Below are 24,503 nucleotides of genomic sequence, written 5' to 3' on the forward strand. Positions count from 1 at the left end.
TCATTCCAACTTATAAATTCTTTATATCGAACTATCTAATAATTTTAGGGTTTAACCCCTAGATGCATCGCGGCAACACCAAATGTGAATGGCTTCACCTTAATATTTGTTAATCCCACTTCACTAAACATTTTAGCTAATTCATTCATACCCGGAAAAGTACTAGCACTTTCTTGCAGCCATGAATATTCTTTATAACTTTTCGCGAACATTTTGCCAAAGATCGGCATAATAAATTTAAAATATAATTTATAGCCTTGTTTAAATCCAATCATAGTTGGTTGTGATGTTTCTAAACAAACTACTTTTCCGCCTGGTTTTACAACTCTAGTCATTTCTTTCAAAACTTGAATATAATCTGGAACATTTCTCAATCCAAAACCAATTGTAATAACATCAAATTCATTATCTTCAAACGGTAATTCCATCGCGTTACCATGGATTAATGTAACATGGTTTAACCCAAGCTGATTCACTTTTTCTTCGCCGACTGATAACATATTTTTACTAAAATCTAGTCCAACTACTTTCCCTTCACTTCCAACCGCTTCCGCTAATGCAATCGTCCAATCGCCTGTCCCGCAACAAACATCTAGCGCTTTCATTCCTTTTTGAACGTTCATTTCCTTCATTGTTTGCTTTCTCCAAGCAATATGTCGCTGAAAGCTAATAATTCCATTCATTTTATCATATTTATTATAAATCTTTTCAAAAACATCATGTACGCGTTCTTCTTTTGATTGTGTCAATACTGTTCCCGCCTTTAATAAAACAATAAATCGTTCTTAAATTGTTACTTCATCCAATAATTTTCTTGTTTTTGTTATTTCATTTTCTAAAACTTTTTGCAAAAGATTACTATTTAATTCATTTAAAGTTAATTTGGATAAACAATGTATATAGTGCGTGTTTTTTCCAGATTGTAAATGAACTAATTCCTTTTGTAATCTATTCTCTAAAAGTTTTAACTGATAATAGTTTGCCCATTTTGGTTCGTTAAAATAGTTACAAAATTGAGAAAGTATGACAGATTCAATTTTCATCACACAATTATTAAGCTGATCTACACTTTTAAAATCGCCAATCTGAAAATTAATTTTCTCTTCATTCATGATACGAATCGCTTTTGATAATGTTTTTATCAGATTAATCTCACTTGAATACGATAGTGCCTCATAATATAGCCCACTATATAAATCACCTTCTAAAACGGTTAACTGTTTTTTTTCACGAGTAGATGAAGATGCTTCGTAGTAAGATACCTTTTCATGCGTATCTAATGCTAATTGAATAATTGTAACTGCGCTTCCGTAGTGAACAATTTGACTACTATTAAAATTTAAAAACCCCAAGAAATCTACTAATAATAAAAGCTTTTGTTCGTCAATGAACGGCGCTTCTAAATTTTTTGCGAGATAGGAATGTTTAATTTTATTCTCTACCTCATTACGTACTGCCTGAATATGTATATTTACAGAGTTCATTTCTTTCATCCATTCTAAAGACATTTCTAAACCGTATTATATCATATCTTTATTGGTTAGATAGGATCAGTAGTTAAAAAAGATTGATTTTTAAAAATTAATAATCTGTTTTATTAAAGTTGCTATTTAAGAAGGTGATAAGTTGCCAGGATGCGCTTTCCGTGGGGCGCGCGGTGAGCCTCCTCGGCGCTATCACGCTTTCGGGGTCTCACCTGTCCCGCTGTTCCCACAGGAGTCTCGCACCTTCCATTCCAATCAACTTTATTAACATCAGTTTGTTTTAACAAAATCTATTGAAAAACAACAACCTTTTAAAAATTGCCTTATATAAAAAATAAGTAAACAATCTAACCGAATAGTAAACCAACTTATTTTGAATTGATCATTGATAGAATTTCATTTCTTGCTTGTTTGTCCTCTTTTAAAGATCCACGTACAGCAGTTGTAACTGTTTTAGAGCCTGGTTTTCTTACACCTCGCATTGACATACACATATGCTCGGCTTCTACAACAACCATTGCTCCATGAGGTTCTAAAACTTCCATAATTGCATCAACAATCGATGTTGTAATACGTTCTTGAAGCTGAGGACGACGCGCTACTGTTTCAACAGTACGAGCTAGCTTACTTAATCCTGTTACCTTACCATTTCTAGGGTAATATGCTACATGGGCTACTCCATAAAAAGGTAATAAGTGATGTTCACACATTGAATGGAATGGAATATCTTTTACTAATACAAGCTCTTCGTGATCTTCACCAAAAACTTTATGTAAATGTTCTCTCTCGTCTTGTCTCATACCAGAGAATACTTCAGCGTACATTTTTGCAACTCGTTTTGGTGTATCAAGAATACCTTCACGAGATGGATCATCACCAATTGCTTCTAATATTTGTCGAACTGCTTGTTCAATTTTTTCTAAATTAACTTCCTTCATGCTAAATCCCCCATCTGTAATTGCTAAATCTTTTACTTATTTTAACACATCTTAAATTTTTTAAGCAAAAAAGAAGGACGCTGTGACAGCATCCTTCTTTTTCGCTTAAACTATGTAATTATTTTACAGCATCCTTAAGCGCTTTACCAGGTTTGAAAGCTGGAACCTTGCTAGCAGCGATTTCGATTTCTTCACCTGTTTGTGGATTACGTCCTTTACGAGCTGCACGCTCACGTACTTCGAAATTACCAAAGCCGATTAATTGTACTTTATCCCCGTTTTGTAACGCACCAAGAATTGATTCGAATACAGCGTCAACAGCTTGAGTAGCTTGCTTTTTGTTTAACTCTCCTGCTTCAGCAACTGCATTGATTAAATCTGTTTTGTTCATATCTTTCACCTCCTCCCAAAGAAGTGATAAAATTTCTTATTCCATTTGTATACAAAATTTCTACATTTTATACTACAAAATACAAGTAATTTCACTGTCATGCCTTATATTATACGATTCTAATACATATTTCAATATATTTTGGAAGAAAATGTTTAATAGTACGTTAAAATCATATTAACTTTTTTAAAATTCAATCTACTCAGAAGAAAAAGCCTCTATGAATTTCATAGAGACCTGAAAATTCCCCTATAAGATAATAGCAATTAATCCACCGCTACCTTCATTGATAATTCGTTCTAATGTTTCTTTGAGTTTATATCTTGCATTTTCTGGCATTAATGACAATTTAGCCTGAATTCCTTCACGAACAATTGAACTTAATGAACGTCCAAATATATCGGAATTCCAAATTGATAATGGATTGTCTTCAAAATCTTGCATCAAATATTTTACTAATTCTTCACTCTGTTTTTCAGTACCAATAATTGGCTCAAATGTAGATTCTACATCGACTTTAATCATATGGATTGATGGTGCAACGGCTTTTAATTTCACACCAAATCTTGATCCATGACGGATTATTTCTGGTTCATCTAAACTCATATCTAATAACGAAGGAGCTGCAATTCCATAACCTGTTTGTTTAACCATTTTTAATGCATCTGCAACTTGATCATACTCTTGTTTTGCATGTGCAAAGTCTTGCATTAATTCAAGAAGATGATCTTTTCCTCTAATTTCAACACCAACTACTTCTTTTAAAACTTGATCGTATAGTTCATCTGGTGCTGATAAATCAATTTCTGCTACACCTTGCCCCATATCAATTCCCGCTAATTGTGCATTTTGGATAAAGTCATATTCACTGAACTGCCCTACTACAAAATCGACATCCCGTAATCTTTTAATATCCTTTACAGTTTCTTGTATTGCTTCTTGATAACTTTGGCGTAACCAATGATTTTCTTTTAATACTAATACCCAGCTTGGTAAATTAACGTTTACTTCTAAAACTGGAAACTCATAAAGTGCTTCTCTAAGTACATTTAAAACATCTCCCTCTCTCATTGCTTCTACACTTAATGCAATGACCGGGATATCGTATTTTTGGGTTAGCTCTTGTCTTAAAGCTTCTGTACTTGGATGATAAGGCTGAGATGAGTTAACAACCATTATAAACGGCTTACCAACCTCTTTTAACTCATTTACAACCCGCTCTTCTGCGTCAATATAATCAAAACGTGCAATTTCACCAATTGTACCATCTGTCGTTACAACTACACCAATTGTCGAGTGTTCCTGAATAACCTTACGTGTACCAATTTCAGCAGCCTCATTAAAAGGAATAGGTTCTTCATACCAAGGTGTACTAATCATTCTAGGACCATTCTCATCTTCATATCCTTTTGCACCTGGTACACTATACCCTACACAATCTACTAAACGAATGTTTACATCTAACCCATCGGCTACATGTATTTTTACCCCTTGATTCGGAACAAACTTAGGCTCTGTTGTCATAATTGTTTTACCAGCTGCGCTTTGTGGTAATTCGTCATGAGCCCTCGCTCTATCTGCCTCACTTTTAATATTTGGGATAACGACTGCCTCCATGAAGCGTTTAATAAATGTAGATTTACCAGTACGAACAGCACCAACAACTCCTAAGTAGATATCGCCTCCTGTTCGTTCTGCAATGTCTTTAAAAATATCTATTTTTTCCATGTGTTCCCCTCCCGATTCATCAATACATGGGAATTATTTACTTGAAGTAATTTGTCTATGACAATATTAGTCTATGATGTTGTCCTAGTCTGTTATGACAAGATTTTTTAATTTTAAATGCATTTTTTTACTAAAAGGTTCTGTTAATCTATATTGTTGATATTCAAGAGAATCCGTTCCCTTTCCGGAGGCGAACAGCCATGCCTCTTTGCTCATTCCTCCCTGACGGATATCGGCATTCCGCTTTTCTGCAAGAATTCCATAGATTCTCTTCAATTTAAATGTTCTAAAAACAACATTAATATATAACAGAGCCTAAAAAAAAATCCTTCAATAGAATGTATTCTTCTACTGAAGGATTATGTGTAGCAGTTAAAAAAAACGGTATTTAATGATTGTTTGTTTTAAAGACTGGCTCTCCATTTTTTACCGTATATGGAAGAGAATATGCCGGCACAAAAGGGGAATTCGTATAGAGTAAATCTCTTATATCATCACCCTCTTTATATTGTTTTTTAGATTTTTTTAATTGTTCGTATAAATCAACCGAATAATCAATATAGAGTTGTCCATCTGCTCCCATTACAATCGGTAAATTTTTATGAGAATATGGACTGATTACATAAGGTTCTTCTTTAAAGCCCATTTTTTTATAATTTAACATGTAAACTCCATCGGTAATTACTTTTTTAATAGCAGGATAAGTATTATTATCTTTGTACATATCAATTTGTAGTTTCACATCACGTAATTTATCCGTTGTATGTAAATCAATCAATTTTATCGTTGGATTTGTTTCAGCATCCATAATGACATATTGAAACGGCCCACCACTTTCATATGCGTTTCCAGGAGCATCACTCATATATTTAGGTGTTAATTTTGTAAAATCAACTGGATAACGTTGATACATCGGTGTTTTTTCATCCCGAGTTTTAATTGGAAGTAATCCGTTCGTATCTTTTTTATATTGATTTACCGCAGACTGTACAGAAGCTAGTTGATCAGGATACGGCACTTGATTTTGAGCTAGGCGATTTTCAGGGTACAAACAACCCGATAATGTAAACATACAAACCATTAGTAAAATAAATAAACTAACTTTTTTCATCTTTCATTCTCTCCATCCACCAAAACATCTTTTAACTTGGCCAGCTAACTACGACAATAAAAATAATAAAACCAGAAACGATTAAAGAAATATACGCTATAAAGGCTACAATACTACTAATAATTTTAACCTTAATAATATTCCGACTTAAATAAATAAAAAATATAGACAATAACATTAAACCAATTCCTGCAAAAGATAATAATTCGGTAATTCTTCCCGCAGACATCCCAAATCCCCCATTCATAACAATTACTATACTATATTAACAAACTATTAATCGAAATGAAAAGAAGGAAGTATAAAATTAATTCCTTCTTTTCTGAAAATGAACACTATTTTTACCTTTTGATTTCTACTTGAATAGTCAGAAATGCAAAAAAGAAGTGAAACTTGTCACTTCTTTTTTACACTCGCCCGAACACATAAAAAAGGTTCGATTTGAGGTTTTATTAAATTACTGAAGCAATTCGGGGCTTTTGCTTCATTTTTTGACTAATACCCACCATTCCATACAACATGGCAAATAGTCATATACATTTTATGCAATGTAACTATTGTATGCGCTCCTAGAATATAGAAGTATTAGCCCATTTATTTAAGCTTAAACATATTTGTAAGTGACTGAAAATCAAGTGGCATATTATTTGTGATGATTGCTTGAACAATTTTATCTTCTTTTTCCTTTGGTACTTGACGTCCAGTCATTTGAGCAATTTGACGGACTAATTTACGTACCGTTGCATCATCTTTAAAATTAGCATCCTTAACAGAATCAGCTATTTTTAAAATATCAGTTTTACTTACTTTCGTTTGTTTCTCAATATTATCAAAAAAACCTTTTTGGTTATCATTCACCGTTTTTTCCTCCTTCTCTGTTCTACAACATATGCTATGCAGAAAGAAAAAAATGGTGAAATAACCTAGAAAAATTTACTCAGCTAAATCACTAATAAAATTAGTAACACTTTCTGTTTCATGACGTTTACCGCGAGACATTAACGAATCAACAGCATTTTTAGGATCTTTCCCCTCAAATAATACTGCATAAAGTTCGTTTACAATCGGCATTTCAACACCAATTTCATTTGCCATATGATATGCCGCCTGTGTTGTACGAACGCCTTCAACAACCATTCCCATATTTTCTAGAACTTCATCTAATGATTTGCCTTGCCCTAAAAGATTACCAGCTCGCCAGTTTCTAGAATGAACACTTGTACAAGTAACAATTAAATCTCCCATTCCAGTTAATCCAGCAAATGTTTGCGTATTCGCTCCTATCGCCTTACCTAATCGAATAATCTCAGCCAATCCTCGAGTTATTAATGCAGCCTTTGCATTATCCCCATAGCCTAAACCATCAGTGATACCAGCAGCTAATGCAATGATATTTTTTAATGCTCCACCAATTTCTACGCCTACTATATCTTCATTCGTGTAAACTCTGAAATATTGGTTATTAAATAAATCTTGTACTTTACGAGCTTCTTCCATATTTTTTGAAGCTACTGTTACTGTTGTAGGATGTCTTAGTGCAACCTCTTCTGCATGACTTGGACCAGAAAGAACAACAATTGCATCTCTATTTGCTTCTGAAATTTCTTCTTCAATTAATTCTGATATTCGCTTTGAAGTATTCGGTTCGATCCCTTTACTCGCATGAATAATTGTTACTGGTCTATTTAAAATTGTATTTAGCTTTTGACAGACCTCTCTAATTGCTTTTGTTGGTACGACTAATAGAATTGAATTTGCACCATCTAATGCATCTTCAAGATTAGTTGTAGCTTTTATAGTAGTTGGGAGCCCTATTTCAGGTAAAAACCTTTTGTTCGTATGATATTCATTAATTTCGTTAATCTGTTCTGTTCTCTTACCCCATAATGTAACTGCATGACCATTATCAGCTAACACCATCGCTAGAGCTGTTCCCCAGCTTCCTGCACCGAGTACGGCAATTTTATCCATCATGGCACTCCCTTTCATATGGTATTACATATAACATTTATGCTCTTTATTATGATCTTGCTCTACCAATAATTTTAATAGGAGAGCCCGCGAAATCAAACGCATCTCTTATACGGTTTTCTAAAAATCTTTCATAACTAAAATGAAGTAATTCAGGATCATTTACAAACACAACAAATGTTGGAGGCTTAACACCTACTTGTGTCGCATAATATACTCTTAATCGTTGTCCATTATGTGTTGGTGTTGGATTCATTGCTATTGCATCCATAATCACTTCATTCAATACATTTGTAGGTACACGTAAGTTATGACTTTCACGTGCTTTATTAATAACCGGTAGTAATGTATGTGTTCTTTTCTTTGTTTTAGCAGATAAGAAAACAATAGGAGCATAATCTAAAAATTGGAAATGGGCACGGATTTTTTCTTCAAATTCGTTCATCGTCTTTTCATCTTTTTCAACTGCATCCCATTTATTCACAACAATTACAATCGCACGACCAGCTTCATGAGCATATCCAGCGATTTTTTTATCTTGTTCAATAATTCCTTCTTCACCATCTAAAACAACTAAAACAACATCTGAGCGTTCAATTGCACGTAATGCACGTAATACACTATATTTTTCGGTACTCTCATATACTTTTCCTTTTTTACGCATACCTGCTGTATCAATAATGACATAATCTTGTCCATCTCTTGTTAATGGAGTATCAACAGCATCACGAGTAGTACCTGCAACATTACTTACGATAACACGTTCTTGTCCTAATAAAGCATTTACAAGAGAAGATTTACCAACATTTGGTCTACCGATCAAACTAAACTTAATTGTATTTTCATCATATTCTTCAGTAGTTTTTTCTGGGAAATGTTTTAATACTTCGTCTAACAAATCACCAAGTCCTAGTCCATGTGAACCAGAAATAGGGAATACTTCTCCAAAACCTAATGCATAAAAGTCATAAATATCACTGCGCATTTCTGGATTATCTACTTTATTTACTGCCATAACCACAGGTTTCTTTGTTTTATAAAGTATTTTTGCAACTTCTTCATCCGCTGCAGTTACACCTTCACGACCGTTGGCAAGAAAAATAATCACATCTGCTTCATCAATTGCAATTTCAGCTTGTTGACGAATTTGTTCTAAAAACGGTTCATCACCAAGATCAATTCCTCCTGTGTCGATGATACTGAATTCTTGATTTAACCATTCTCCCGAGCTATAAATTCTGTCTCTCGTAACTCCTGGAATATCTTCTACAATTGAAATTCTTTCTCCTACTATTCTGTTAAAGATTGTTGACTTTCCAACGTTTGGACGTCCAACAATCGCTACTGTTGGTTTTGACATATATTTCATCCTTTCTTACATTATGTATTTACAAATGTCCTTTACAAAAAGAGCCTTGCATGTTAATTATTTTGATTTGTGCTGAATTTTTATGAACATGCTAATAAATATAGTTGTTAGGCTTTGATACATTATTATTATCACGTCGTATAATATGGTGAATGCATCAATCAATCGACTGTCATTCGTCATTTTACAAACTATTTTTCATTTAAGTTGTTTATATGTTATTAGCACAATCTATGGTCTTACTGGCTGTTTCGTAAACCTTGTTGTTATTTAAGAAGGTGATAAGTTGATTTCCGCTCCAGGTTGCTCGCTTTCCGTGGGGCGTGCGGTGAGCCTCCTCGTCGCTATCGCTCCTGCGGGGTCTCACCTGTCCCGCTGCTCCCACAGGAGTCTCGCACCTTCCGCTCCAATCAACTTCATTATCATCAGTTTGCTTTAATACAATCTTTTTTTAAAACAACAATCTTTTAGATAAAAGCCAACCATTAAATATGGTGCAATGTAAGTATCCATAGAATAACTAACCTATTTTAACAAAAAAATGTGAAAAAGACCAATTAGTTTTATATTTCTGCCTTGCTATTCTGTTTTTTAGATAAAAAAAGAGATATATTTCTTTTAATCCATTCCAAACATACCATTAACAGAAATATAAAGCTTAATGAATCTAACCATGCTACAGTTCCAAATGAGTAGTTTAAGTTAATTGATGTAAAGATTAAATAATTTAATATTTCACCTTGTGAAAATCCAGTTAGTAATATTAGTACTCTCGTTTCATTTTTTTTACATAGTATTAATATGGTTAGTAAAAGAATAAGGGAGATCATGATAAAAGGTTTAAATAAAAATGAGGCAGGGTCATATATTTGAATAATAAATAAACTACTATATGTCATACCTACAATTAAGCTACAAATAAGGATATATATCTGATGATAAAACGTATGGAAGCTTACATAATAAAAAGTAGTCAAAGCTAAAATAATATAGCTTAAATAGATCGTTGAATGATCAATTGTTAATTGGATTCGTCCAAAAAGAACCAATCCAATTAAAATAAAAACTAACTTTCTACGATGACCACTTGTCATTACAAGCCCCGTTATCAATATAAAGCAAATACAATAAAAAATTAAACCTTCCACAAAAAAAACCTCCTCTAATCCATAGTATTTGTCACAAAGAATACCCTTTAATCAGAAATATAGTGTATAAGAACTAATATTTTATATAAGCTAAAGGAGAATACACTATGGAGGTGGAATCTGTGGGAAAAGATCGCCAAGAAAAAAAGTTAAGAGAATCTAGACGTGTTGAATCTGATCGTGACAAAAACCTTCAATTCCCTGGAGCTACTGGTTTTGACACTCCAGAAATAGCTCGCCAACAAAATAAACATTAATTTTGCTTTTATGCGTTCTAGATGAAGATGTGATAAAAACTAAATTTACGTAAAATCCAGAACAAAAAAACCTTAGCGTTTTATTTTCGCTAAGGTTTTTAACATTAAATTATTTTGTTTTGAAATTTTTTAATTTCTCACCAAAAAGTTCTCCTAGTTGGAAGCCAGCATTTTCTTGAGGTTGGATGTATTTAGAATAATCTTCTTTTAATTCCGCTTCCTGAGCTTCCTTAATACTTAAAGATAAACGTTTTTCTTCTTTTTTTAGGTCTAGTACTTTAACTTTAACTGTTTGACCAACTTCTAATGCTTCTTTCGGATTTTTAATGTGTTTTTCAGAAATTTGAGAAATATGAACAAGACCTTCAAGGCCTGTTTGAATCTCTACAAAAGCACCAAAATTTGTTAATCTTTTTACAATACCTTCTACAACCGCACCTACTTTTACATCTTCTTTCAATTCATCCCATGGGCCAGGTTGTACTGATTTCATTGATAAAGCTAAGCGATTCGTTTTTTCATCAATCGAAATGATCTGTACTTTAACTAAATCCCCAACAGATACAATTTCTGCTGGATTCTCAACGCGTTTATGAGACAGCTGAGATACGTGAACTAACCCATCTACCCCACCAACATTTACAAATGCACCAAAATTTGTAATTCGTTCTACTTTTCCTTCAATTATTTGACCAACTGTTAAAGATGAGAACGCAGCTTTACGTTGTACTTCCGTTTCTTTAATCTCTACAGCTTTATGAGATAAAATGACACGATTCTTTTCACGATCAATTTCTTCAACTAACACTTCAAAAGTTGTACCTTTATACGAAGATAAATCTTCTACAAAATTTTTTGAGACTAATGAAGCTGGGATAAACCCTCTTACACCTACATCTGCAATTAATCCTCCATTAACAACTTCAGTAACTGTCACTTCAATTGATACTTTATTATCAAATCTTTCTTGTAATACATCCCATGCTTTCTCGGCATCTACAGCACGCTTAGAAAGGATGAGATTATCTTCTTCTACTTTAATTACTTTTAATTCAAGCTCTTCTCCAACAGATAAAACATCTGTAACTTTTTCGATATGTACGTTAGAAATTTCTTTTAATGGAAGAATTCCATCTACTTTTCCACCAACACTTACAATTGCTTGTTTCTCTTCAATTTGCTCAATTGTTCCTTTAACAACATCACCGATTTCAAAAATAACCTTTTCAACCATTGTGTGTTCCTCCTATATATTAGATTTAGAACACTTCATTCTTTTAAATAGTTGTCAATGAATGAAGTTTTATTTCTGTAAAGTTGAAGCAGTAAAGTAAAAAATAAAAGTAGTTAATAAACTAATCTTTCAACTTTACCTACTAAATAACCATCCATAATTACCTTCTAATAATTAGTAAAAATTGTCAAGACAAGTTAGCCACTAATCATTTTACAAATTAGTTGTTTTTTCCTTTACAATCGACATGATTTCATTTACAACTTCATCAATTGACTTTGAAGAAGTATCTAACATAATCGCATCGTCAGCTTTTTTTAATGGAGTAACTTCTCTTTCAGAATCAATTTTATCTCGTTTTGCAATTTCTTTTTTTAATTCTTCAATATTGCTTTCAAAACCTTTTTGTAAGTTTTCTTGATGGCGACGCTCTGCTCGTTCTTCAACAGAAGCAATCATAAAAATTTTCACTTCAGCGTCTGTTAATACATGTGTCCCAATATCTCGACCATCCATTACAACTCCACCATTTAAAGCATACTCTCTCTGAAGTTCAACTAATTTTTTTCGAACTAATGAATGCTTAGCAACGTAAGAAACGTTTCTTGTCACTTCCGGTGTACGTATTTCTTCTGATTGATCTACATCATTAATAAAAACAAATTGTTTTCCATCGATTGCAATTAGTTTAATATCTGTTTTAGAAAGTAATTGATCTAATGCATTTTCATCATTTACATCGACATCATTTTTTAAAGCCTCTAAAGTAATCGCACGATACATTGCCCCAGTATCTATGTATAAATAACCTAATTCTTTAGCAACAATTTTTGCTACCGTACTTTTTCCAGCTGCAGCTGGCCCATCAATTGCAATACTAATTTTTTTAATCATAAGTCCTCCTATACAAAAAAAAGACGGCTTTCTAGATCCGTCATTTATCTAAACGTCCAAAAAAAGAAAGCAGTTGACCTGCTTTTCTATTCTACCATATTAAAATCTGGAATTCATTCTTATCTGTCAATCTGATGATATACTTCTTCTGTTACTTCGTTTAGTTGTTTTGTTACTCCCTCATATAACTGAATCTTTGTTAGATACGTGGCAATTTTTGGATTAGTAAGTAAAAATTGCGAGCATACTAAACAAATAAACTGGATTATTATTAGTTTTATAATTACTCTTTCAATGGATTTCATACGATAAACTCTCTTCACTTTTTTATGTATAGTATGAGTAATTTACCATGTATTTATTCTTACTTAGTATTGTTCCATTCCTTTTCGTCTGAATAATAATTGTTGATTGAATGAAAACTTAATTAGTGTTTGTCTTTGCAAGGCAGTAAGTCCGTCAAATTCGAGAGATATTTTTTGCTTATTATCGATTATTTCATCTATTACACGTATAATGTGTGCTTTAGATTTAATGTATTGACTCTCTTCTCCATCAAAGTGAAGAACTAACCAAACCATTACCGTTTTTCCAATTGTTAGCTGACGGTCCACAGGTGCATTAATAGCAACTCCACCTGCACTTATATCAAGTGTGGTCGCTGTAAATGGAGCAAAATCTTCATATAATGGATGAATCGCAATATCAACCGTACTTGGTACCCTAACAAATCGTCTACGCTGGGTCTTTGTTAATTGGTCCTCACCAGGATAATCTATTACTAGAACTGGTATCTCTATTTTCTTGCGATCTTTTATCGTCATATAAAATGTATAAACATTATTATCCTTCGATACAATATATGCTTTTAATTCTTTATATTGAGGAAGAAATGCAGCCTTTCCAGTGGCTTCATCAAATGGGTAATCAATATACAATTCATCCTCTTTTTTTTCAACAATTTTAGATTTATATCGCTTTACTTCCTTTGATTCTAAGTCTTCTAAAATAATGACATCACCAATATTTAACATATAGCCCCTCCTGTGTTAAAACAACCTACTTTTGGCTATTATTCCTTCTATTAATATAACATATCTATAGTATATAATATGATGTCAGAATCGTATATGTAATTATTCCCAATTTTAAGTGTTTTTTAAATTTTCTTTCATATCAAAATACACTTTTATTCCTATATTTTAATTAAATAATTAACTATAATAGTAAATAATGACTATATTTATGTAATGGAGGTAGCTTAATTGAAAAAAATCCTTGTACTTCACACCGGGGGAACTATTGCAATGAAAGAAGACCAAGCTACTGGTACAGTAACAACTGGTCAAACAAATCCGTTACTAAACTATTCAACTAAAGAAAATGATGATGTTCAATTGATTGTTGAGGACATTTTACACTTACCATCTCCTCATATGACACCTGTTGAAATGTTAAAATTGAAGAAACGAATCGATCAGGCTGTTATTGATGATGCTATCGATGGAGTAGTCATTACTCATGGTACTGATACTCTAGAGGAAACTGCCTATTTTTTAGACTTAACAGTAAAACATACGTTACCAATTGTGATTACTGGAGCAATGCGTTCTAGTAACGAAATTGGCTCGGATGGATTATATAATTTTCAATGCGCTATTTTAGTTGCATTAAGCGAACAAGCGAAAAATAAGGGTGTATTAGTCGTAATGAATGATGATATACACACAGCCAGGCATGTTACAAAAACGCATACAAGTAATGTTGCGACTTTTAGAAGCCCTACTTTTGGTCCAATTGGAATTATTTCTAAATCACAAGTATTCTTCCATCAATCCCTTATTTCTTATGAAAAGTTTGATGTTAAATCTGTAGATTATAACGTTCCATTACTTAAATCATATGCAGGAATGGATAATTCCATTTTTGAGGCTTTACAGAATATGCCACTTGATGGTCTTGTGATCGAAGCATTAGGAGCAGGTAATTTACCTCCTAAAACTCTTCCAGGTCTACAAAAATTACTTGATTCAAATATACCAATTGTATTAGTTTCTCGTTGCTTTAATGGCATTACACAAGATGTATATGGCTATGAAGGCGGAGGAAAGCAGTTAAAAAATATGGGATTAATCTTTTCAAATGGTTTAAACGGTCAAAAAGCTAGAATAAAATTACTAATTGCTTTATCGATCACAAATAACCAAAAAGATTTAGATACGATCTTTCATTCCTAATATATTTACCAAACTAGAACTGAACCGAAAAGTATTCAACAATAATATATTTATGATTAACTAAATATAGCTGTTTTCGTATACATTGTTACTATTTCAGTATATGTAATTTCCATTCCAGGATGCTCGCATTCCTAGGGGCGTGAGCTGAGCATACGCTCCTGTGGGGTCTCAGCCTTCCCGCATCTCCCACAGGAGCCTGGCACCCTTCCGTTCCAATCAACTTCTGTCCTTTAAATTACAAAACCTAAAAGTAACAATATTTAAAAAAGAGTCAAATAAAAAAACTGGCCCAACTATTGTACAATAATCCTTTTATAAATAAAGGATTCTATACAGTTTGAGTCAGTTTTTTTATATTACTTCCATTTTGAAGTTAAATGTTCAGCAATTAAATCCCCATGAAATCTTCCATTTTCAATAAAAATTTCATTTGCATTATTTCCAGCAGCAATAACTCCTGCAATATAAATATCTTCACTATTCGTCTCCATTGTTTCAGGATTCACATTTGGTCTACCAGTTTCTTCCTCAATTTGAACACCCATAGATTTAATCAATGTGTGATCAGGATGATAGCCTGTCATCGCAAAAACAAAATCATTTTCGATTTCATGAAGAATTCCTTCTTTTTCATAGATAACCGAATCCTTTTTAATTTCAACAACATTTGATTTAAATTCCATTTTGATTTCTCCGGTTTTTACAAGAGCCTCAAACTCTGGTAATACCCATGGTTTAATACTTGGTGAATACTGTTCTCCACGATACAATACCGTTACGTATGAACCACATTTTTGTAATTCTAAAGCAGCATCTACACTTGAATTTTTCCCACCAATTACTACCACATTTTGGTTGAAAAATTCATGTCCCTCATGAAAATAATGAGTTACCTTACTTAATTCTTCCCCTTTAATTCCTAGCATATTAGGGTGATCATAATAACCTGTAGCTATCACAATTGCATCTGCTTCGTATTGAAATTTCTCATTATCCGAATTTACAGTTCCAACGATAAATTTCTCTTCTTTTTCTACGTTCGTAACTGTCTCGAAAGTGTGGATTCGAACTTTATTGCGTTTAACAACATCTCTATAATATGCAAGTGCCATATGTTTTTTTGGTTTTCTTCCCTCAATGATAAATGGAATTTCACCAACCTCAAGTTTCTCACTTGTACTAAAAAATGTCTGATGTGTAGGGAAACGACTTAATGTATGTACAATATTCCCTTTCTCGATAATTAATGCATTAATACCTTTTTTTTGCAATGATAACCACGCAGCAATTCCACATGGTCCTCCGCCTATAATAATTACTTGTTCTTTATTCAAAAGAGTACCTCCTCTTAGGTCACAAACACACATATTTATTATTTTACGACGAATCACTAAAAAGTCTATTTATTTGCTTAAAAAATTTTTTATTATAAAAATGAAAATATAAAAAACATCAAAGGATTTCATTGGTAAAGCTTTGTTGCTATAAAAGTATGTGATAAGTTGATTTCCACTCCATGATGCTCGCTTTCCTAAGGGCGTGAGCTGAGCCTCCTCGTCGCATACGCTCCTGCGGGGTCTCAGCCTTCCCGCATCTCCCATAGGAGCCTTGGCAACCTTCCGTTCCAATCAACTTCATCGTCAACAATATTCTTAAACAAACTCTTTTTAAAAACAACAATCTTTTGGGAATGAACCCAACAAAAAAAGGGCCTTCAAAAGCCCCTTTTTTGTTTAATATTTTAAATGTATTTTCCTAAACCCTTAAGCCTGGTAACTTTTCTATCTGTCTAGCTACACCGCCTACCTCCTAGGTCGTTTCACAAAAAAAGAATGAAGGGAAAAATCACCCTTCATTCTTTTTTCGCTCCAACGCATGTCAGAGCTAAGCGATTACATTTCGCTTTTTTATATTATACCCATCCTCTGAAGTGGCTTGCTTCTGCCATTTTACGTACCCCTACCATGTAAGCAGCTAAACGCATGTTTACATTGCGGTTTACGCTAGTTTCATAGATGTTAGCAAATGATTGTACCATAACTTTTTCTAAGCGATCTTCAACTTCTTGCTCTGTCCAGTAGTAACCTTGGTTGTTTTGTACCCATTCAAAGTAAGAAACTGTTACTCCACCAGCACTTGCAAGAACGTCTGGAACTAATAAGATGCCGCGTTCAGTTAAGATTTTTGTAGCTTCTAATGTAGTTGGGCCATTTGCAGCTTCTACTACAATTTTCGCTTTAATATCATTAGCATTTTCTTTTGTGATTTGATTTTCGATTGCAGCTGGAACTAAAATATCGCAATCTAATTCAAGTAATTCTTTATTTGAAATTGTATTTTCGAATAATTTTGTTACAGTACCATAGCTATCACGACGGTCTAATAAGTATTCAATATCTAATCCATTTGGATCATGTAGTGCACCATAAGCATCAGAGATACCAATTACTTTTGCTCCAGCTTCGTGCATGAATTTAGCTAAAAAGCTTCCAGCGTTACCAAAACCTTGGATAACAACTCTAGCACCTTTTAATTCAATCCCTTTACGTTTTGCTGCTTCACCAATAACAATTGTTACACCTTTAGCAGTTGCAGTTTCACGTCCGTGTGAACCACCTAATACTAGTGGCTTACCAGTAATGAAACCTGGAGAATTGAATTCATCCATACGAGAATATTCATCCATCATCCAAGCCATAATTTGTGAATTTGTAAATACGTCTGGAGCTGGAATATCTTTTGTAGGTCCAACGATTTGACTAATTGCACGAACATAACCACGACTTAATGCTTCTAATTCTCTAAAAGACATTTCACGAGGGTCACAAATGATACCACCTTTACCCCCACCATATGGTAAGTCAACAATACCACATTTTAAACTCATCCAAATTGAAAGTGCTTTCACTTCATTTTCATTTACATTTGGATGGAAACGAATTCCACCTTTAGTAGGACCAACTGCATCATTATGTTGAGCTCGATATCCAGTAAAAACTTTCACTTGTCCATTATCCATACGAACAGGAATTTTTACAGTCATCATGCGTAATGGTTCTTTTAATAAATCATACATCTCAGATGAATAACCTAACTTTTCAAGAGCTTCCTTAATAACTTCTTGTGTCGGAGCAAGGACATCAATATCAGTTATGTTATTTTTCTCTGTTGATTTTTCGGCTACCATGGTAATCCCCCTAAATGTTTTGAACTGATTAAAATTTCTATCTTCCAAAAATTAGTATACAACTTTCATTCCTCTTTTGAAAGTTAAAATAACCTAGAAAGATAAATTTCTTGTTAATATGTAAGCGTTTTTACAAATAGTATTATACTCACTTTTTGTCTTTTTGGAAAGAAAAAATTAAGATTGGTTTATATAAATTATTTTAATCTTTATTTTAAGCAAATTGATTTACAAATTAGATCATTATGTGCTTATAAAAGACTGTTTTCATTTACAGAGTTGCTGTTTCAGTATATGTAAGTTGAATTCCACTCCAGGAAGCTCGCTTTCCTAGGGGCGTGAGCTGAGCCTCCTCGTCGCATACGCTCCTGTGGGGTCTCAGCCTTCCCGCATCTCCCACAGGAGCTTGGGCACCCTTCCGTTCCAATCAACTACTGTCTTATTATTTACAAAACCTAAAAGCAACAATCTTTTAAAAATGAGCCTTATAAAAAGTAAAAAACCTCTCACTGAAATTAATGAGAGGCTTTCTTATTACTGAAATAAGAAACAATTTGTTTAATTGCATTTTCGTTAATAAGTACTTTTCCATATTCAAGTAGACGATAAATTGTCCGTGTTGATGGATTTCCATATTCCGCTAATAATGCATAAAACGTTTCTATATCTAATTTACCTGCATCTGTATCCTCAAATAATAAATAAAAACTATTTTCAAATGAGAATAATTTTCCTCCAGATAGTCCTAGACTATATAATACTTCAGAAAGCTGGATTATATCTTCTATAGTAGAAAACTCGTACAATATATGATCACTTTCATCAACAATTACTTCCATCGAAATATAATCATCTTGAAAGTCTTCCTCTTCATCAATTTCATCAGATTTTGTTACGATTACAACCATTCCTTGAGCTTGAAGAGAAAATACTTCTACAGAAACTTTACCATCTACTTCAAATCCTAATTCAACGCTAGCTTCATGCATCATATCTTGAAACAATTGTTGAACCTTAGGAGCATTATACCATAAGTCTTCTTTCGTTAACCCTCGTTCAGATAAGTCATCTGTTGTAAGAAAAACTTTTATTTTGTTGTAGTTCAACCGTTCCAATCTCATGAACTAGCCTCCTTGCTCCCTTTACCATACAATATTTTATGTAAAGTTCTTATTTTGGTGAGTTATCCAACCGTTTTTGTATTAAAATGATAAGTTCTCCTCAATCCATTTTTCAATGCATTCAATGGAATTTTCAATAATGAATTGTTGAATATCTCTTGTTTCATTCAAGTCATCAATACCACTTAAGCTTATTTTTAATTCCGGGAATTGCTTTTTTAAATCTTTTGCCAATTGAATTGTCTCATTTAAATGCTCTGTTCTTGTACATGATAAGACTAAACTAGATGGAGACACTTGTTCTAACATATAATTGATTTCTTCAATATCCAGGGAAGTTCCTATATAAATGACTTGAAATCCTCTTCTTCTTATAAAAGTAGCAAGTATCATCAATCTTACATCATGATTCTCACCAGGCCCACAGGTTACAATGGTTTTAGGAAAAGAAGTGTTTACTGGCGAATTATGATAAATCATTCCGATCCTAGCTTTAAGGAAAGAAAATGCAAAATGTTCATGTGAATTTCTAATTTGCTTATTCATACTCATATCTTCAATTAATTTCACTACATTTAAGAGTACTTCATATAATACTTTCTCTATTGTAAACAAACTAAATGCTTCATCGACATATTTGTGAGCTTCAATCTCATCAAGTCTCAAAAGAGTAGTAACTATTTTATTTATTAATCCTTCAGTTCGGGAAAGCTGAATCGGTTCATCTAAAGAATTTACTTCACCTTTTGCTTCAAACAAGTTAACAGCTTGTCCAATTGTGAAACCTTCATTAACTTTTTGAATTAACCATTTTAATATATGAACATGTTCCTCTGTGTATAAACGATGTCCAGCATCATTCCGAACTGGTTTAATAATGTTATATCGACGTTCCCATGCGCGTAATGTTCCAGGTTGAATCCCGACAATAGTTGAAATAGCTTTTATATTATATTTTCCAATAGGAGTCATGAAAATCACCTCCATACTATTCCCTATCTTCCATTGTACATTAGAAACTCAAAAAGTGAAATTTATCCCGCATTAACGAACAGTAATACCCCACTTCAAGATTAAGATAAATGCGAAGAAGATAGGTGGGGGATAAAGATCCCCCACTGATGGTAGTTTCACTTTATGCTCTTTTTATTTTAAGTATATAACCTAGTTGATTTTTACTTCTACTTTGAGTCAACTCATCGATTTCTATATAATTAGTCATACTATTCCTAATACTTTGGTTATCCCCTTGTTGAAATAAATAAAGCGGAATTGATTTAAAAAATGAAGTGTCCGTTTCCCTTATTTCATCATAACTAATTACTATTTGATAGCTATCTTTCTGAGAATCTTGAACTGCTAAATTTAGCTGATCGCGATGATTTACTACATCATCCAATCCAACGATAGAGAAACGATTACCATCAGATGATTCATAGTTTGCTGCAGTATTTTCTAATATTGTTACTCGATTATCAAGTAAAAAGGCATTTATTTCTCTAAATTTCCCATTATAATCTTGATCATTCCAAATATAATGAACAGGTCCGATATCAGTTAAGATTTGAATACATTCAGATAGTTTTTCTAATTTATTATGATATCGCGTTAAATTCCCAGCAATCACAACTATTATATTAGAATTACTAAATTTACTTTTCATCTCATTAACCCGGGCAATATTCATCGGATTCGTTATCCATAAAATTTCTTGATCCTGAATACTAATTGGTAAATCTTTCACAAAGATTTCATGCTCAGAAATTAGGTTAGATTTATTCCATTTGTACATCAAAAAGAAAAAAAAGAAGAAAATCCCTATAAAAAATATGATCATTAATTTTTCTAGTAAAAGCACTGAACTACCTCCATATTGTTTGACTACACTTCATTATACAAAATTCATACAAAAATACTAATATTAACTCCTAAATCTTCTATTGATGAAAAATTCAATCAAAAAAAGCTTAACCTCATTTTTTTAGAGGCTAAGCTTTTTTACTCTATTTATTCATATTTTACATCTACTATTCTGAAGCCAAGTGATTCTAACTTTTCTAACACTTTATCAGTACGATGCTGCTCATCGATTTTAATTAGAATTCTTCTCATTAAGTCATCTTTTGTATCAAATGTTATTAGAGAAATAATGTTTTCATGGTAATGGTGCAACATATCAAACAATTTTGCAAGTTGACCTTCTTTCTCAAGACAAGTCATTAAAATCCGAACACCCTTACGATCTTTTCCCATTGCTTCTTGAAACATTTCAACAATGTCAAATCTTGTAACTACACCCAAAAAGTGATTCTGACTATCTACAACTGCAACTGATGGGAAATCTTTTAAGGTATGAATAGTACTTTCAATTAAATCATCTTCTTTTACAAAGACAGTTTTTCTAGTGGCAATTTCACCAATTAAAGTACCTTTAATGAAATTATGTTTTCTCATGTCGCTATTAAATGTCTGTTTGTAGATTTCGAATTGAGAAATCATACCAACATATTTTTCACCATCTAAAACCGGGACACTATCAACTTCGTTTTCTTTTAAAATTTTTAATGCTTCTTCAACTGTATTGTGTGCTTGTATACTAATAGTATGATGTTTAATTACCATGCGATTTTTGGCTAACATGATTGGATCCCTCACTTTTTATAGGTTTATAGTATATTTACTACTTCTCCCACAAAAAAACCTTCTAAATTTTATTAAAAAAATTTTTATTTTTTAAGTTCTTGATCCATCGGTATTAATAATTTTTGTCCTGTACTTACTTCATATGTATTTAAATGATTTTGCTCTTGAATAACCTTTTCCCCATTACGGGTTTGATAATATTTCATTGCAATGGAATAAAGTGTTTCACCAGGCCCAACAATATGTATGATTATTTTTTGTTTATTTTGAGTTTCTGAATTTGGTTTAGTATTTTTATTACTGTTCGCATTATTAATTTCCGTTTGTTTCTTACTATCATTTTTCACATTCAATTGAGTTTCATTATTTGTTTCAACGATAACTTTTTCAAACTTTTTAGAAGGAACTTTTAACCCATCATTATTCCCAACTATTTCACCCGATTTATGATAAATATAATACAAAAATGATCCTGGTAATAAAATAAATAAAACGACTAATAAACGAATTAATGGATATTTCAATTTCCACCAAGGTCTATTTTTTTCTTCTTTTTCTTTCATACTGACACTTCTTGGCGGTAACTTTAACAAATCTAATTGTTTTTGCTCAACTTCTGAGTACTCAGCATTTGGTTGAAGCGATTTACGTAGTTTTTTTGCTTGATAATCACTCATTCTTTATCTCATTCCAATCTTGTTTATCATGTTGACTATATTTCAAATATGATCCTAAAATTGCATCTAATAGAAAGTGACTCAATATTACTACTAGCAAATTTTGCGTTTTAAGAAAGAGATATCCTAATACAAAACTTTCGATTAAGACAACGAAAAATAAGATAAACTTTTTCAAATACCGAAAATGCACTAGTGTAAATACAATAGTGGAAATCATTATTCCAAATTTGGTTTGAATGACTCCTCTAAATAATAGTTCTTCAGACACTGCTATTAATAGACAAAATAGCAAGATTTCACTATAAGAAAGAGAAGAAAAAAACAATTTATTAAATCCCCCATCGTCAAACGATTCCTCTGGAAGAACATAATTCAACCCAATATTTAAAATAACTAATAACAATCCCGAACCAAATCCATACACTGCTAATTCTACTACATTCAAGCTAATGAACTGACTATACATTTTATTGAAACCAATAAAGAAATAGACACTTAACAACGCTACAATCAAAATAATGATTTGTGATAAAAGAACACTCTTTTTCAATTGGTTTATTGATATATTATTGATATCTTCCATTTATCCACCACCAATACCTAATTTATTTCTAATATCAACTTCCCAATGAAAATTGTATTTTTTAGTAGATAAACTATCAATTTTTTTATAATCCTCTATGTTGATTCCACATATATGACAACAGTTTTCGGGTCTTTCTACTAAGTTTTCATTAAATAGTGATAAGTACTTAACTCGAAGACAGTCTTCTGAATGTATATAATTTCGCATAAAATTTAAATTTGTTATTTTTATTTTTTGTCTTTTCTTAACCCATTTAATTAAATAATCAATTAAGTCGTTGGTAATTTTATGAATGAACAAATTATTATCTACAATCAAACCAAAATCATTCATTTGATTTAATATAAAATGCCATTGCGGTTCTCGAAATCCAAACGTCATTTTCCAAGCATTACTAATCACATCATCTAATTTAATCGTTTTTTCTTGTTGATGATCTAAGTAAGTAAAGAATGCTCTTATTTGTTCTTGAGAAGGTAGTTCATCTTCTATTAACGCAAGTGGAAAATCATGATCTTTTTCATTTACTAATAGAATCGCGATACTTGGAAGAGAGTCTCTTCCTGCACGTCCAATTTCTTGTAAATAATTTTCAATATTCGCCGGGTATTGATAATGAATGACAAAACGAACATTTGGCTTATTGATTCCCATTCCAAATGCACTTGTACAAATGATTAGATTGATCTGCCCAGCTAAAAATTGTTGTTGGATTAAGATTCTTTGTTCAAGTTCCATGCCACCATGATAATACGCGACATGTTTGATTCCTTTCTCAATTAACTGATTAGTTAGTTCTTCACATGTTCTACGTGTACCACAATAGACAATTCCTGGTGATTGTAATATGTCAATATAATTAAAAAGTTGCTTGAATTTGTCTTTAACAGATTCACAATTGACTATTTTTAGAGCAATATTTTCCCTATTTACCGAATGGATATGTTTTTTGACTTTAGAAAGAGAAAGTAGATCAATCATTTCTTCGATTACTTCATTTGTGGCTGTAGCTGTTAATGCTAAAACCTGTGGTTTATTCAATTTACGATAAACATCCGATAGCTTTAAATAATCTGGCCTGAAATCAAATCCCCACTGTGATATACAATGGGCTTCATCTATTACAAATAGAGCAATTTTCATCGTTTGTAATTTCTTCATTAGAGACTGATTCTGAAACATTTCAGGTGAAATAAATAAAAATTTATATTGATTTAGATGATTAATTGCCGATAATTTATCTTCAAAACTTCGAAAACTATTTAAAGCGACAACACGTTTTTCACCAAATTTACGAATTTGATCAACTTGATCTTCCATTAAGGATAATAAAGGTGAAACAACAATTACAATCCCTTCCAAAAAATAGGCAGGAAGTTGGTAAAGTAATGATTTCCCACCACCCGTCGGTAACATAGCAACAACATTCTGATTTAATTGAATGTCTTCTATAATTTCTTTTTGGCCCTTACGAAAAGAAGAATAACCAAATTTATCGAATAGAATCTTTTCTAATTCCAT

At 32.4% G+C, this 24,503-nt stretch carries 26 protein-coding genes; 2 read left to right on the plus strand and 24 right to left on the minus strand.

All coding sequences use genetic code 11. The features are described 5' to 3' along the window. Window positions 1-44: 44 nt before the first annotated feature. The 11 genes from J5Y03_RS03320 to J5Y03_RS03370 all read right to left on the minus strand — a co-directional run bounded on the left by J5Y03_RS03320 (window position 45) and on the right by J5Y03_RS03370 (window position 10,140). Window positions 45-749, minus strand: a complete 705-nt coding sequence (locus tag J5Y03_RS03320) for a demethylmenaquinone methyltransferase (RefSeq protein WP_209402507.1) — start codon at window positions 747-749, stop codon at window positions 45-47. Between the two features lie 36 nt (window positions 750-785). Next, window positions 786-1,484 carry a heptaprenyl diphosphate synthase component 1 gene (locus J5Y03_RS03325; RefSeq protein WP_209402509.1) on the minus strand — a complete coding sequence of 233 codons (699 nt, stop codon included), beginning with the start codon at window positions 1,482-1,484 and terminating at the stop codon, window positions 786-788. Window positions 1,485-1,852: 368 nt separating this feature from the next. Continuing rightward, the gene (folE, locus tag J5Y03_RS03330) at window positions 1,853-2,422 is read right to left on the minus strand and encodes a GTP cyclohydrolase I FolE (protein WP_209402511.1); all 570 of its coding nucleotides are present in this window, start codon (window positions 2,420-2,422) and stop codon (window positions 1,853-1,855) included. Between the two features lie 118 nt (window positions 2,423-2,540). Then, on the minus strand, window positions 2,541-2,813 hold the full coding sequence (locus J5Y03_RS03335; protein WP_209402513.1) for an HU family DNA-binding protein: 273 nt from the start codon (window positions 2,811-2,813) through the stop codon (window positions 2,541-2,543). 249 nt (window positions 2,814-3,062) lie between these two features. Further along, entirely contained in the window at window positions 3,063-4,541 is a 1,479-nt protein-coding gene (gene spoIVA, locus J5Y03_RS03340) for a stage IV sporulation protein A (protein ID WP_209402515.1), read from the minus strand. A 388-nt stretch (window positions 4,542-4,929) separates the two neighbouring features. Further along, window positions 4,930-5,652, minus strand: coding sequence for a hypothetical protein (locus tag J5Y03_RS03345; protein WP_209402517.1), 723 nt, complete (start codon window positions 5,650-5,652; stop codon window positions 4,930-4,932). Between the two features lie 31 nt (window positions 5,653-5,683). Then, window positions 5,684-5,881, minus strand: a complete 198-nt coding sequence (locus J5Y03_RS03350; RefSeq protein ID WP_209402519.1) for a DUF2768 family protein — start codon at window positions 5,879-5,881, stop codon at window positions 5,684-5,686. 365 nt (window positions 5,882-6,246) lie between these two features. Next, on the minus strand, window positions 6,247-6,510 hold the full coding sequence (locus J5Y03_RS03355; protein WP_209402522.1) for a stage VI sporulation protein F: 264 nt from the start codon (window positions 6,508-6,510) through the stop codon (window positions 6,247-6,249). A gap of 75 nt (window positions 6,511-6,585) precedes the next feature. Then, complete coding sequence (locus J5Y03_RS03360; protein WP_209402524.1) at window positions 6,586-7,623, minus strand: NAD(P)H-dependent glycerol-3-phosphate dehydrogenase; 1,038 nt, start codon at window positions 7,621-7,623, stop codon at window positions 6,586-6,588. A 49-nt stretch (window positions 7,624-7,672) separates the two neighbouring features. Further along, window positions 7,673-8,983: a ribosome biogenesis GTPase Der gene (der, locus tag J5Y03_RS03365; RefSeq protein ID WP_209402526.1), complete on the minus strand. Its 1,311-nt coding sequence runs from the start codon at window positions 8,981-8,983 to the stop codon at window positions 7,673-7,675. 572 nt (window positions 8,984-9,555) lie between these two features. After that, window positions 9,556-10,140, minus strand: a complete 585-nt coding sequence (locus J5Y03_RS03370) for a YphA family membrane protein (RefSeq protein WP_209402529.1) — start codon at window positions 10,138-10,140, stop codon at window positions 9,556-9,558. Between the two features lie 122 nt (window positions 10,141-10,262). On the opposite strand from J5Y03_RS03370, the gene J5Y03_RS03375 reads away from it, so the two are divergent. Then, on the plus strand, window positions 10,263-10,397 hold the full coding sequence (locus J5Y03_RS03375) for a YpzI family protein (protein ID WP_209402531.1): 135 nt from the start codon (window positions 10,263-10,265) through the stop codon (window positions 10,395-10,397). Window positions 10,398-10,506: 109 nt separating this feature from the next. Here the strand turns inward: J5Y03_RS03375 and rpsA are convergent, their stop codons facing one another. The 4 genes from rpsA to J5Y03_RS03395 form a co-directional block, all read right to left on the minus strand. Then, a complete protein-coding gene (gene rpsA / locus J5Y03_RS03380) occupies window positions 10,507-11,631 on the minus strand; it encodes a 30S ribosomal protein S1 (RefSeq protein ID WP_209402533.1) in 1,125 nt (374 codons plus the stop codon). 213 nt (window positions 11,632-11,844) lie between these two features. After that, on the minus strand, window positions 11,845-12,525 hold the full coding sequence (gene cmk, locus J5Y03_RS03385; protein WP_209402535.1) for a (d)CMP kinase: 681 nt from the start codon (window positions 12,523-12,525) through the stop codon (window positions 11,845-11,847). A 119-nt stretch (window positions 12,526-12,644) separates the two neighbouring features. Further along, entirely contained in the window at window positions 12,645-12,830 is a 186-nt protein-coding gene (locus tag J5Y03_RS03390; protein ID WP_209402537.1) for a DUF5359 family protein, read from the minus strand. Window positions 12,831-12,893: 63 nt separating this feature from the next. After that, on the minus strand, window positions 12,894-13,559 hold the full coding sequence (locus J5Y03_RS03395; protein ID WP_209402539.1) for a flagellar brake protein: 666 nt from the start codon (window positions 13,557-13,559) through the stop codon (window positions 12,894-12,896). A gap of 231 nt (window positions 13,560-13,790) precedes the next feature. On the opposite strand from J5Y03_RS03395, the gene J5Y03_RS03400 reads away from it, so the two are divergent. Then, window positions 13,791-14,762: an asparaginase gene (locus tag J5Y03_RS03400; protein ID WP_209402541.1), complete on the plus strand. Its 972-nt coding sequence runs from the start codon at window positions 13,791-13,793 to the stop codon at window positions 14,760-14,762. A gap of 359 nt (window positions 14,763-15,121) precedes the next feature. Here J5Y03_RS03400 and J5Y03_RS03405 read toward each other — a convergent pair whose 3' ends face one another. The 9 genes from J5Y03_RS03405 to J5Y03_RS03445 form a co-directional block, all read right to left on the minus strand. Continuing rightward, window positions 15,122-16,099: a YpdA family putative bacillithiol disulfide reductase gene (locus J5Y03_RS03405; RefSeq protein ID WP_209402542.1), complete on the minus strand. Its 978-nt coding sequence runs from the start codon at window positions 16,097-16,099 to the stop codon at window positions 15,122-15,124. A gap of 578 nt (window positions 16,100-16,677) precedes the next feature. Beyond that, window positions 16,678-17,952, minus strand: coding sequence for a Glu/Leu/Phe/Val family dehydrogenase (locus tag J5Y03_RS03410; RefSeq protein ID WP_209402545.1), 1,275 nt, complete (start codon window positions 17,950-17,952; stop codon window positions 16,678-16,680). Between the two features lie 515 nt (window positions 17,953-18,467). After that, on the minus strand, window positions 18,468-19,073 hold the full coding sequence (locus J5Y03_RS03415) for a genetic competence negative regulator (RefSeq protein ID WP_209402547.1): 606 nt from the start codon (window positions 19,071-19,073) through the stop codon (window positions 18,468-18,470). Window positions 19,074-19,154: 81 nt separating this feature from the next. Continuing rightward, window positions 19,155-20,045 (minus strand): MerR family transcriptional regulator, encoded by an 891-nt coding sequence (locus J5Y03_RS03420; protein WP_209402549.1) that lies wholly within the window; start codon window positions 20,043-20,045, stop codon window positions 19,155-19,157. Between the two features lie 163 nt (window positions 20,046-20,208). Then, window positions 20,209-20,931, minus strand: coding sequence for a hypothetical protein (locus tag J5Y03_RS03425; RefSeq protein WP_209402551.1), 723 nt, complete (start codon window positions 20,929-20,931; stop codon window positions 20,209-20,211). Window positions 20,932-21,080: 149 nt separating this feature from the next. Then, the gene (locus J5Y03_RS03430; RefSeq protein WP_209402553.1) at window positions 21,081-21,713 is read right to left on the minus strand and encodes a CBS domain-containing protein; all 633 of its coding nucleotides are present in this window, start codon (window positions 21,711-21,713) and stop codon (window positions 21,081-21,083) included. Window positions 21,714-21,799: 86 nt separating this feature from the next. Beyond that, entirely contained in the window at window positions 21,800-22,393 is a 594-nt protein-coding gene (locus tag J5Y03_RS03435; RefSeq protein WP_209402554.1) for a LysM peptidoglycan-binding domain-containing protein, read from the minus strand. Beyond that, on the minus strand, window positions 22,386-22,979 hold the full coding sequence (locus J5Y03_RS03440; RefSeq protein WP_209402556.1) for a CPBP family intramembrane glutamic endopeptidase: 594 nt from the start codon (window positions 22,977-22,979) through the stop codon (window positions 22,386-22,388). Before J5Y03_RS03440 ends, J5Y03_RS03435 begins: the two co-directional genes overlap by 8 nt. Beyond that, complete coding sequence (locus J5Y03_RS03445) at window positions 22,980-24,503, minus strand: RecQ family ATP-dependent DNA helicase (RefSeq protein WP_209402558.1); 1,524 nt, start codon at window positions 24,501-24,503, stop codon at window positions 22,980-22,982. It lies immediately after the preceding gene.

Source organism: Gottfriedia endophytica (assembly GCF_017814275.1).
GTDB lineage: Bacteria > Bacillota > Bacilli > Bacillales > Bacillaceae_G > Gottfriedia > Gottfriedia endophytica.